Source organism: uncultured Campylobacter sp. (assembly GCF_938045465.1).
In the GTDB taxonomy this organism is placed as follows: domain Bacteria; phylum Campylobacterota; class Campylobacteria; order Campylobacterales; family Campylobacteraceae; genus Campylobacter_B.
Window position 1 is genome coordinate 1 of sequence record NZ_CALIBF010000190.1, and the last position, 10,855, is coordinate 10,855.

Annotated in this window: 11 protein-coding genes and 1 pseudogene; 3 read left to right on the forward strand and 9 right to left on the reverse strand. The window is 46.3% G+C overall.

Going from position 1 to position 10,855, the window contains the following annotated elements:
* From Q0413_RS09265 to Q0413_RS09305, 9 genes and pseudogenes are all read right to left on the reverse strand, one after another.
* Positions 1-732 (reverse strand): annotated as a pseudogene (locus Q0413_RS09265) (membrane protein insertase YidC); the annotation flags it as partial.
* Complete coding sequence (yidD, locus tag Q0413_RS09270; protein WP_298833614.1) at positions 722-1,075, reverse strand: membrane protein insertion efficiency factor YidD; 354 nt, start codon at positions 1,073-1,075, stop codon at positions 722-724. The gene yidD and the pseudogene Q0413_RS09265, both read right to left, overlap by 11 nt.
* Positions 1,072-1,407, reverse strand: coding sequence for a ribonuclease P protein component (rnpA, locus tag Q0413_RS09275; RefSeq protein ID WP_366939676.1), 336 nt, complete (start codon positions 1,405-1,407; stop codon positions 1,072-1,074). Before rnpA ends, yidD begins: the two co-directional genes overlap by 4 nt.
* The gene (gene rpmH, locus Q0413_RS09280; RefSeq protein WP_298989635.1) at positions 1,395-1,529 is read right to left on the reverse strand and encodes a 50S ribosomal protein L34; all 135 of its coding nucleotides are present in this window, start codon (positions 1,527-1,529) and stop codon (positions 1,395-1,397) included. The genes rnpA and rpmH overlap by 13 nt, the downstream gene beginning before the upstream one ends.
* A gap of 75 nt (positions 1,530-1,604) precedes the next feature.
* Positions 1,605-1,958 (reverse strand): hypothetical protein, encoded by a 354-nt coding sequence (locus Q0413_RS09285; protein WP_298989638.1) that lies wholly within the window; start codon positions 1,956-1,958, stop codon positions 1,605-1,607.
* Positions 1,955-3,313: an efflux transporter outer membrane subunit gene (locus Q0413_RS09290; protein ID WP_298989640.1), complete on the reverse strand. Its 1,359-nt coding sequence runs from the start codon at positions 3,311-3,313 to the stop codon at positions 1,955-1,957. The genes Q0413_RS09285 and Q0413_RS09290 overlap by 4 nt, the downstream gene beginning before the upstream one ends.
* 13 nt (positions 3,314-3,326) lie before the next feature.
* On the reverse strand, positions 3,327-5,255 hold the full coding sequence (locus Q0413_RS09295) for a MacB family efflux pump subunit (protein ID WP_298989642.1): 1,929 nt from the start codon (positions 5,253-5,255) through the stop codon (positions 3,327-3,329).
* Positions 5,256-5,276: 21 nt separating this feature from the next.
* Positions 5,277-6,461, reverse strand: coding sequence for an efflux RND transporter periplasmic adaptor subunit (locus tag Q0413_RS09300; protein WP_298989644.1), 1,185 nt, complete (start codon positions 6,459-6,461; stop codon positions 5,277-5,279).
* 64 nt (positions 6,462-6,525) lie between these two features.
* Positions 6,526-7,395 (reverse strand): EamA family transporter, encoded by an 870-nt coding sequence (locus tag Q0413_RS09305; RefSeq protein WP_298989646.1) that lies wholly within the window; start codon positions 7,393-7,395, stop codon positions 6,526-6,528.
* A gap of 150 nt (positions 7,396-7,545) precedes the next feature.
* Here Q0413_RS09305 and glmU point away from each other — a divergent pair, with 150 nt between their 5' ends.
* Genes glmU through uppS form a run of 3 tightly spaced genes read left to right on the forward strand, consistent with a single transcriptional unit; the run spans position 7,546 to position 10,702 of the window.
* Positions 7,546-8,847 carry a bifunctional UDP-N-acetylglucosamine diphosphorylase/glucosamine-1-phosphate N-acetyltransferase GlmU gene (glmU, locus tag Q0413_RS09310; protein WP_298989647.1) on the forward strand — a complete coding sequence of 434 codons (1,302 nt, stop codon included), beginning with the start codon at positions 7,546-7,548 and terminating at the stop codon, positions 8,845-8,847.
* A complete protein-coding gene (gene coaBC, locus Q0413_RS09315) occupies positions 8,840-10,021 on the forward strand; it encodes a bifunctional phosphopantothenoylcysteine decarboxylase/phosphopantothenate--cysteine ligase CoaBC (RefSeq protein WP_291937896.1) in 1,182 nt (393 codons plus the stop codon). The genes glmU and coaBC overlap by 8 nt, the downstream gene beginning before the upstream one ends.
* Positions 10,022-10,024: 3 nt before the next feature.
* Positions 10,025-10,702 carry a polyprenyl diphosphate synthase gene (uppS, locus tag Q0413_RS09320; protein WP_297949703.1) on the forward strand — a complete coding sequence of 226 codons (678 nt, stop codon included), beginning with the start codon at positions 10,025-10,027 and terminating at the stop codon, positions 10,700-10,702.
* Positions 10,703-10,855: the final 153 nt, after the last annotated feature.

Genomic DNA, 10,855 nt, shown 5'->3' on the forward strand with positions numbered 1-10,855 from the left:
GCTTTCGCTTATAGCTTGCGAGCCGGTAAAAAATGAAGCAATTTTATCTGAAATTCCAGCTTCGCCCGGTTTTCCTACAATGACGCCGTGAACCGTATAGCTATCTACTTCTACGTTCGGACGCGAGCCCGGAGTGATGAAATAAGGTGCGCTGCCGTTTAATTTAACATCCAGCTTGTAGCTGCCGTTCGGGAAAAAGGTCAAATTTTTAGTTATAGTTACCGAGCCCAAATTTTGACTTAAGCTCACGCTAGCTTCGCCGTTTCGCACGTCTAGCTCGCTAGATGAAGCACTGTAAGGAGTATCGAAAGCCATTGCATTCAACGCCGCGTCCTCGAAGCGCATCTCAAGCGGTTTAGAATGTGATTTAGGATCAATTAAATTTATCGCATCGCCGTTTTCGTCACGGAATTTAGCATCATTTAACACATATGAGCTTATGCGACCAAGTCCGTCGATCGTAAAATTTGCTTCTTTTCCGACTACGCGCACTAACGGTGCAGAGATGGAATTTGTGGTATTTAAATTCGCTCCCTGCGCGCTCACACCAGTGGCGGTAGTTTGCGGAGCGGACTTGGCAGCATTTTTTTGCGCGAGCTGCGCCATAGTTGCGTTTGCCTCCATTGCGGCGCGAATTTTTGATAAATAAAAATGATCGTAAGCTACAAAAAATATGAGCGCAGTTGCTATTGCGATAGCAAGGCGCTTTGATTGAGGAAGTTTATCTAGCACTATTTTCTCCTAGTCGTATGACGTAATATCTATTTTTTTTATATGGTATAAACCAAAGCTTAAATTTCTGCGCGCGTGCGTTAAAGCCGCCTTCGCAGGCTTTTGAAAATACGCAAAATTTGAAATTTCGCGCGATTATCGGATAATCTATGCCACCGCTAAAGAGCGGATTGCATCTTAAAATTCTAGCCGTTACAGCGCAGAGCGCGCCAAAGACGCCGTTAAACTTAAACTCATAAAGCGCGTATTCCGAACAGCTCGGATAATAACGGCAACAGCGCGGTAGCAAAGGCGAAATAAATTTTCGATAAAACCCGATCGCGGCTATAAAAAATCTCTTCATTTTACTGCGCCGATCTTTTTAAACGCCCATTTTAAATTTCGCTCAATGTCTTCAAAGCTCATATCTACGATCCGCTTTTTTGCGATTAATATAAAAATTCCGCTAACAATGGCGTCTTTTTGATTATAAAACGCTGCGCGCAAACGCCTTTTAGCGTAATTTCGCGTAACTGAATTGCCTATTTTTTTACTGGCGACTGCGCTAAATTTACGCTCTTCGCTAGCTAAAAAATACACGACAGCGCATTCGCAATGCCACTTCGCCGCACTTTTATAAACCTCCGAAAAAACGCTGCTATCGCTTATTGCAGCAAATTCGCCTACGCAGCCAATTTTCTTCTGCCTTTAGCGCGTCTTGCGCTTAAAACTCTGCGGCCGTTTTTTGTTTTCATGCGGACGCGGAAGCCGTGAGTGCGCTTTTTAGGGGTATTGTGAGGTTGGTACGTTCTTTTCATAACTGTTCCTTTAAGAAAATGTAAAGCGGAGATTTTATAGAAACTTTACTTAAAAACCGATAAACAAAAGCAGCCCTAGCGCCGATAAGCGTCGCCTTGCAGCTTTTTACGGCGCAGTTTTAAGTCTTGCTCATTTTTATTGTTTCGCTCCTTGATGTCTTGCATCGGCTGTTTTTTCATCGAAAAATCATCGTGGTCGCCTACGCCTTTTGATTCACGTTGCAAATTATTTTGCAGGCTTTGCCGATCTAATTCATTTTTTTGACGATTTAGCATAATTTCATTATGGTTTTTTTCAAATTCTGATTGTTTATCGTTCGCAACGTAAGCGCTGGCGCTAAGGCTTACTGCACCATCTTGCGCACTTAGTACCATAGAATCAGCAAATATCGCGCCACAAAGCAGCCAAAATATCAAAGCCTTTTTCATTTGCGTTTAAATTTGCCTGCCATTGCGCGATAGATCGCTGCCTCGTTTTGAAGCGTCAAATATCTTTGGTTTAGCTCGTTTATCTTAGCGTTTACGGCATCGGTGCGGGCTTCTAGCATATCCTTTAGCTCGCTTGAACCTGCTTCGTATTTCGCGGCGTAAAGATCGGCAATGCGCGCCTTTTCATCGTAAGCAGCGCTTAAATTTTTAAGGCTAGCCAGATTGATCTGGTAAATTCTATATAAATTTAGCACCTCATTCGTAGCGTTAGAGAGCGTCTGTTCGTAATTTACGACGTTTTTGCGAAAAGCGATCTCTGAAATTTTAAGGCGGTTTTCAACCCTCGCATAATCCAAAAACGGCAGACTTATGCTTACGTTGCCACTTAAAAAATTTAGCTTGAAGCTATCGTTAGCGCTCACGCCTTGCCCATTAGTAAGCCCTGCGCCCAAATTCACGCTAGGAAAGAAATTTAACTTAGCGGTCTGTTCGTCGTAAAAGCTGGAATTTAGCCTAGCGATCGCAGCTCTAATGTCGGGGCGGTTAGCAAGCGCTGTGTAAGGTACATTTAGATCAACGCCTTGGAATTCTATGGAATTTATCGAATCTGTGTTATCATCAAATTGCAAGCTGGAGGAGATGAGATTTCTCATATATTTATGATTATCCTCAATATTTTTTTGAATGCTTAATACCTTGTTTTCAAGCCCTAGAATAGAATTTTGAATCTGCCTGTAATCAAGCTGTTCGGACTTGCCGTAATCATATTTTGCCTTGATTATTTTTTCGATCTCGCGGTAATCGCTTAAATTCTGTTTTGTCCATTTTAGCGAATCGTTTAAATAAAGCATCTCGAAGTAACCGCTTACGATAGAATTTATAAGAGTCAGGCGAGTATTTTCAAGGTCAAACTCGCTGGCTTTAGCGTTCCAGCCCTCGGCATTTACCGCCGAGCGGATCTTGCCGAAAAGATCAAGCTCATAGCTTACGTTAAAGCCCGAGCTATAGGTTTTGTTCCAATTCGAGCCGGTGCTTATGTCGCGATTAGCGCCCGCACTCCACGAGCTACTTAGCGTAGGAAAAAGATCAGCCCTGCTTAGCCCTAAATTTGCATAAGCACTCTCAACGTTTAAAGCCGCTGTTTTTAGATCGTAGTTATTCGCAAGGGCTTGATCTACAAGCTTATTTAAGTATGATTCGCCATATTTTTTATACCACAGCGTATCGATTTCGTAGCTTGCGTTTTCATCTTTGAAATTCTCTACGGGTTTATACTCGACTTCGCTTTGATTCGAGGCGCAGCCACCGATAAAGACGGCCAAAACGCCGCTTAAAATTACTTTGGAATTTATCATTTTCTCTCCTTGATTATTCTTGTGCTAAAGCATCTATCGGATTTAATCTGCTGGCGTTTCTTGCCGGCAGATAGCCGAAAACTATACCGATCGCGGACGACGCTGCAAAGGCGATCACGAAAGGCGCGGTAGTAAATTTCATCGCAAAATCCGGGCTTATGGTATTAAATGCAAATCCAAGCGCCAAAGCGATTAAAATTCCTAAAGCTCCGCCCAGCGAGCAAAGCAAGATCGCCTCTATCAAAAACTGCTGCAAGATGTTGGATTGCTTCGCGCCGATCGCCATCCTAATGCCGATTTCGCGCGTGCGCTCGGTAACGCTTACGAGCATGATATTCATCACGCCGATGCCGCCGACGACGAGTGAGATCACCGCAATCGATGAGATCAGAATCGTCATCGTGCCGGTAGTGCTTTGTATTGTTTGTTTGATAGTATCTGCGTTCATCGTATGAAAATCCCGCGAGCCGTGTCTTTGGATAAGTAGCTGAGTTAGGCTCTCTTCGGCCACTTGAGTATTGACATCGTCTTTTATTTTGATGGTGATAGAGCTGATTTTTCGATTGCCCGTGATTTTATTCATCACGGTTGAGTACGGCGCGTAAATTCTTAAATTTTCGTTGCTTCCGAAGGCGTTTTTATCCTTGCCCGAAACTCCTATGATCTTAAGTGGCTTACCCGAAAATAAAATCGTCTTGCCGATAGGATCGGTGTTTTTGAAAAATGTTTTTTTGGTGTTGGGATCGATAATCGCGACAGAGGCAGAATTTTTAATATCATCGTCGCTAAAATTTCTACCATCTTCTATATCTATGCCATTAACCGCCAAAGAATTCACGCCGCCGCCGCGCAGTTGAGCCTTGGAGCTTAAATTAGCATATGTTGCCGTACCGCTTGCAGAAGCATTTGGTGTGGCATAATCGACGTAGGGCTGGCGCGCCAAAACTTTAGAATCGCTTATCGTAAGGGTGCTCACGAAGCCCGCACGCACGTCACCGAAATTTTTACCGGGAAAGATATCGATCGTATTGGTGCCAATTTTACGGATCTCGGATAAAATTTTCTCCTCCGAACCCTTACCGAGAGCTACTACGCAGATAACCGAGGCGATGCCGATGATGATACCAAGCATCGTCAAAATCGATCTTAGTTTATGCGAAAATATCGCGCTAATCGACATTTTAAAGCTCTCGATGAGCTGATCTTTGCAAAATATAAAGGAATTTTTCGTTTTGATCTGCTCTTTTTTGCGCTCAAAAACCCGCTCAGCCTTTCTTTTATCGCTTAAAATTCTACCGTCTTTGATCTCGATGATACGATCCGCAAATTCCGCAATATGCGCATCATGCGTGACTATGATGATGGTGTGACCCTCTTTGTGCAGCGCCGTTAAAATTTGCATCACCGTCTCGCCGCTTTTGCTATCAAGCGCGCCGGTAGGCTCGTCTGCCAAAATCACTTCGCCGCCGTTTATCAGAGCGCGGGCAATACTTACGCGCTGCTGCTGCCCGCCGCTAAGTTTGCTCGGTAAATTTTTAGTGCGATCGCCAAGCTCCAGCTTATTCAAAAGCTCCACCGCTCGTTTCGTCCGTTCGCTCGCCCCTACGCCTGCATACACCGCAGGCAGCGAGACATTTGCGGTCGCATCCATCGTGGCGATGAGATTATATTTTTGAAAGACAAAGCCGAATTTTTTGCTTCTAAGCGCCGCAAGCTCGTCGCCGCTTAAATTCGCGGTCTCGTGACCTTCGATCTTATAGCTTCCGCTGCTTGGCGTATCGATGCAGCCGATTATATTCATCAGCGTGGATTTTCCGCTTCCGGATTGTCCGATTATCGATATAAACTCGCCCGCTTCGATATTTAAGCTTACGTCCTTTAGGACGTGGATTTCGTTATCGCCGAGAATGAATTTTTTGTTTATATCTTTAAGCTCTAGCATCTTCACACCATAAAATTTTAACTAAAACACCATCGGAGGCCCGTCCATATTTAACGGCGCGGCTTTTCCGTCGGCGATAAGCACCTCATCTTTTTCATCAAGGCCGCTTAAAATTTCGGTATTCAAATCGTCGCTAACGCCCGTTTTTACGTATCGCTGCTCGGGCTCTTTACCGTTAAGCACAGTGACGTAATCGCCTCCCCCGTCGCGCTTAATGACGGAGGTAGGCAAGTAGCTCGTATTGTTCGCTTCGCTTACGATTATGTTGTTTTCGGTTGTCATTCCAATCTTTAAAAAATCGTTTTCATTGTCCACTAGCATCTTTGCGTAAAAATATACCGCACTGTCGCTGCTGCTCGAAGAATAGGACGAACCGCTAGAGGTTTTATCGTACGTCCCGTCGCTAAGCGTGGTAAGACCGGGGTCAATCTTGTAAATTTTAGCCTTTTTGATATTATCCAGATCCGATAGTATGGAGTATTCTACGTCCATTCCAATCTTTACTTTAGATATATCGCCCTCTGCGATTTGCATCTTGATCTCCATCTTGCTTAGATCGGCGATCTTTACGATCGTAGGCGTAGTTTGGTTGGAATTTACCGTTTTGCCCTCCTCTACCGGCATGGAAACGATCGTGCCGCTTATCGGAGCCGTGATTTTAGTGTAGCCGAAATTTGTCTCCGCCGTGCTTAGCTGAAGTTTGGTCTGCTCGATCTGCGCCTCGATCTGCTTCTGCTCGGCCTCTTTTAAAGCGGCGCTATTTTTAGCATTTTCCACAGCCTCTTTGGAGGCGGCGTTTCTTTTATACAGCTCAAGCTCGCGGTTATACTGCGTTTTAGCGTTTGCCGCGGCGATCTTTGCCGAAGCTAAATTTGCCTCGTGGATCAAAAGCTGCGCCTTTTGCTGCGCAATCTCGTTTTCTTGCGTGACTGAGTCGATCTGCGCTATCATATCGCCCTTTTGAACCTTATCGCCCACTTTGACGTAGAGCTTTTTGATCTGACCGCTTACCTGCGCACCCACATCGACCAAATCCCTGGCGTAAACCTCTCCCGCAGCCGTCACCGTGCCTCTAATACTGCCCTTCTCAAGCCTTGTGGTAAGCGCCTTCGGCGCCTCTTCTTGCTTAAAAAATTTGCCGTATAAGAAATATATCGCAATGACTACGAGCAGGGTAAAGGCGATAAATTTTAAGGTTTTTTTCATTTTGCCAACTTCAAATAAAATAAGGGCTAATTCTAATGTAAAAATATAAAATTTTAGTTAAATACTAAATTCTTTGCTCGCGCACGGCGTAAAATTTCATGATCTTTTTATGTAAAATTAGCGAAACGTAGATCAGCGCCGAGCCCGCAAGTAGGCGCGCCAGATCGGCGTCTTTTTGCCAAAACACTAAATTTACGACGATCGCTGCGGGGATGAGCGCGTTATTCATAATCGCAAGCACGCCGCTATCGACTTCGCACGCGCCCTTGTTCCACAAAAAATACCCTAAAGCGCTTGCGACAGTACCCAGATACACGATCACGGCGCCCTGCGAGAAGCTGGGATTAAATTTAGAAAAATCTCCGAGCACTATCGCGGCAATCGCCGTAACCGCGGTGGCCCCCACAAAAAAGTAGCCGAAAAGCTCCTTCTGCTCGCTAAAGCCGTGGCGCTCCAGCATAAATTTATACGCGCTCTGTCCGAGCCCGAAGCATAAATTCGCGCCTTGCACGAGCAAAAAGCCCGTCAAAAACTCAGAGTTTATCGCGCCGAATTTGATCACCAAGGCACCTAGCACCGCGACTGCGACGCTGAAAAGATATAGCGCGCGAAATCTAAGCTTAAGCGCGTCGTAAAGCAGCGTCACGTAAAACGGAGTAAATATCGTAAAAAGCGCCACTTCATAGACCTTCAAATACGCAAAGCTGCGGTAGTAAAAGATATACATCACGCCGATCTGCATGGCGCCCACGGCGCAAATTTTAAGCGCCAAGGCGGGATTTACGCCACGAAATTTCATAAACGGCAAAAAGCAAATTAGCGCCAACGATACGCGCGAAAACGCCAAATACGCGCTGTCTATGCCGCGCAAAAACTCGCCTATCAGCGAGAAACTAAAAGCCCAAATACAAGTAACCAAAATCAGTTTTTTCAAAACGTCCGCCTAAGCTTTAAAATTTAGGCGGAATTTTATAAAATTTTAGTTGAATTTGGGATTTAAATTTCGCCCGCGCGGCATAAATTTAGGTTTTTATTTATTTTAAATGTGTTAAAATTATCCGATTTTTGAAATTTAAGGGTACAAATGAACGACGTTTCGGTTATAGTTCTTGCCGCAGGTCTGGGCACTCGGATGAAGTCGCAAAAAGCTAAAGTTCTTTTCGAGCTTTGCGGCGAGCCGATGATAATCCACATCTTAAAGAAAGCTTACGAAATTTCAAACGACGTGAGCGTGATTTTATACTATCAATTCGACGAGGTTAAAAGCGCGGTTCTAGCGCAGTTCCCAAACGCTAAAATTTACAAACAAGACCACGAGCGCTTCCCCGGCACTGCGGGCGGACTAAAAGAGGTCGAAATCCGCGGGGAAAAAACGCTCATAATCTGCGGCGATATGCCTTTGGTAAAAAGTGCCGAGCTTCGCAAACTTTGCGAGGGGGACGCGGAGGTAAATCTAAGCGTTTTTAGCGCGCGCGATCCATTCGGATACGGCCGCGTAATCACCAAAGGCGGCGAAATTTTAAAGATCGTCGAGCAAAAGGACGCAAGCGAAGAGGAAAAAGCGGTAAAAGACGCAAACGCCGGCTGCTACTGCTTCAAAAGCGAGGCATTGAAACAAATTCTACCGCAGATCAAACCCGATAACGCGCAAAAAGAGTACTACCTCACAGACGCGATCAAAATCGCCAAAGATATGGGCTTAAAATGCGCCGCCGTGTGGGTGGACGAGCAAAGCTTCATGGGAATAAACGATAAGCTCGCCCTCAGCATCGCCGAAAATTTAATGCAAAACGAGATCAAAGAAAATTTGATGAAGCAAGGCGTTTTGATGCGCCTACCGCAAAGCATCTACATCGATAGTAGGGCGAAATTTATCGGCGAATGCGAGTTGCAAGAAAACGTAAGCATCATCGGTCCTTGCGTGATCGAAAACTCGCTCATAAAAAGCGGCTGCGTCATCGAAGATAGCGTCGTAAAAAACTCAGACATCGGTCCGATGGCGCATCTGCGCCCAAAATGCGAGGTTATAGGCACCCATATCGGAAATTTCGTCGAGCTTAAAAACGCAAAAGTAAACAAAATCAAGGCGGGGCATTTAAGTTATCTCGGAGATTGCGAGATCGATGAGGGCAGCAATATCGGCTGCGGCACGATTACGTGTAACTATGACGGCAAGAAAAAATACAAAACGATAATCGGCAAAAACGTCTTTATCGGCTCGGACACGCAGCTAGTAGCGCCCGTGCGGATAGCCGACGACGTCATAATCGCCGCGGGAACGACGGTGACAAGCGATGTTCCGAGCGGCGCGCTGGCGATCAGCCGAAGCAAACAAATCAACAAAGATGGGTTTTTCCATAAATTTTTTAGGAGCGAAGATGAGTAAGAAAAAGGTTTTACTAGCGGTTTGCGGGAGTATCAGTTTTTACAAAGCGTTTGAAATTTTATCCGCTCTGAAAAAGTCGAATTTCGACGTCTATGTTGCGCTTAGCGACGGCGTGCAGGAGTTTGTCAGCTACAAGGCGTTCGAGGCGCTGTGCGATCACCCCGTGCTTTGCAAAGCCAACGAAAACTGGCAGGCGGGCATCAACCACATCGCTTACTCCAAAGTGGATTTGGTTTTGATAGCGCCTGCTACGGCAAATACGATAAACAAGCTCGCGTGGGGCGTCTGCGACAACGTATTTTTAGAGGTGTTAAACGCGGCTTTTGCCCATGCCAAGGTGGTTATTGCGCCCGCCGCGAACCCCGCGCTACTTGAAAACAACATCACGAAAAACTGCATCGATATGCTAAAAGCGAGCGTCAATGCGTATTTTGTGGATCCGATAGAAAAAACCCTAGCTTGTGGCGATACCGGCAAGGGCGGGCTAGCGAGCACCGAGGCGATCATGCAGACGCTAAAGCGCGCGCTTTACAACGATAAATTTTGGGAGGATAAAACCGTCATCATCACCGGAGGCGCGACGATCGAAAAGATCGACAGCGTGCGCGGCATTACGAATTTCTCCAGCGGCAAAACTTCCAAAGCGATTGCCGACGCGCTGTTTTACCTAGGCGCGGACGTGACGCTGATCTCTAGCAACGAATATGAAAATTTACCGTACAAGCTCGTTAAATTTGAAAGCACTATCGGGCTAAAATCGGCGCTTGACAGCACAAAATTCCCCGACGGCGCATATTTGATAATGGCGGCCGCGGTAAGCGACTACTCGCCGAAGGTTCGATACAAAGATAAGGTGAAAAAGGCGGAGATCGGCGAAATTTGGAATTTACGCCTGGGCGAAAACGAGGATATCTTAAGCTCCGTGCGCGGAAATATCAAAAAGGTGGGCTTTAAACTCGAAACCGACCGCGAAAATGCCGTCGGCGAGGCCAAACGCATGCTTAACGAAAAGCATCTCGACGCCGTCTGCCTAAACGTGCTGGACGACATCATCAAGCTCGGCGGCGACGTCCTTAAGGTCACCTTTATCACGAAGAACGATCAGGTCGTAATCGACACCGCGCCGAAGGACGAAGTCGCCCTAAAAATCGCGGCTGAGCTGAAAAAAATCTGATCCGTGAATAGCCTAAATCATCTCGCTCTTGTGATGGACGGCAACGGGCGCTGGGCGAAAAAGCGCGGTCTGCTGCGCACCGGCGGGCACGAAGCGGGCGCGGAGGTCGTGGAACAGATCTGCGAGTTTTGCATCGACGAAGGCATCGCAAACCTCACACTCTACGCCTTTAGCACCGAAAATTGGAAGCGTCCGAAAAGCGAAGTGGAATTTTTGATGAAGTTGCTTCAAAAATTCCTAATCTCGCGCCGCGAAAAATTTATCCAAAACGGGATAAAATTCTATCCGATCGGCGACATATCGGCTTTTGAGGGCGATCTGCGAAGCGAGATCGAATATCTTTCAAATTTAACTCAAAACGGGCGAGCGCTAAATTTTAACCTAGCGATCAACTACGGCTCGCGAGACGAGATCGTGCGAGCGTGCGAGCGGCTGCTTGCAAGCGGCGAGCGACTAAGCGAAGCGGGCATCGGCGCGCATCTGGATACCGCGCACAGCGGCGACGTGGATCTGCTGGTGCGCACGGGCGGCGAGCAGCGGCTGTCGAATTTCTTGCTCTGGCAGGCGAGCTACGCCGAGCTTGCGTTTACGCCGACGCTGTGGCCGGATTTCAGGCGCGAGGAGCTTGCACGCATAGTGGATGATTTCCGCCGCAAACAGCGCCGCTTCGGCGGTCTTTGAGCTACGGCGCAGTCGCTCTAACGGTCGCTTTAAATTTTAAAATTTTAATTTGCAGAACCTGTTGCTACTTGTCAAGGACTTTTTAATCAAAATCATCTTTTTTTTCGTCCGATTTTCTCCTAAGCTCCCTCAACATTATTCTTGTCAACTTAT

What these genes read in the sequence shown, in the direction of transcription:
- yidD (WP_298833614.1), bottom strand. Translation starts at nt 1,075, where the DNA reads ATGAAGAGATTTTTTATAGCCGCGATCGGGTTTTATCGAAAATTTATT.
- rpmH (WP_298989635.1), bottom strand. Translation starts at nt 1,529, where the DNA reads ATGAAAAGAACGTACCAACCTCACAATACCCCTAAAAAGCGCACTCAC.
- Q0413_RS09285 (WP_298989638.1), bottom strand. Translation starts at nt 1,958, where the DNA reads ATGAAAAAGGCTTTGATATTTTGGCTGCTTTGTGGCGCGATATTTGCT.
- Q0413_RS09290 (WP_298989640.1), bottom strand. Translation starts at nt 3,313, where the DNA reads ATGATAAATTCCAAAGTAATTTTAAGCGGCGTTTTGGCCGTCTTTATC.
- Q0413_RS09295 (WP_298989642.1), bottom strand. Translation starts at nt 5,255, where the DNA reads ATGCTAGAGCTTAAAGATATAAACAAAAAATTCATTCTCGGCGATAAC.
- Q0413_RS09300 (WP_298989644.1), bottom strand. Translation starts at nt 6,461, where the DNA reads ATGAAAAAAACCTTAAAATTTATCGCCTTTACCCTGCTCGTAGTCATT.
- glmU (WP_298989647.1), top strand. Translation starts at nt 7,546, where the DNA reads ATGAACGACGTTTCGGTTATAGTTCTTGCCGCAGGTCTGGGCACTCGG.
- coaBC (WP_291937896.1), top strand. Translation starts at nt 8,840, where the DNA reads ATGAGTAAGAAAAAGGTTTTACTAGCGGTTTGCGGGAGTATCAGTTTT.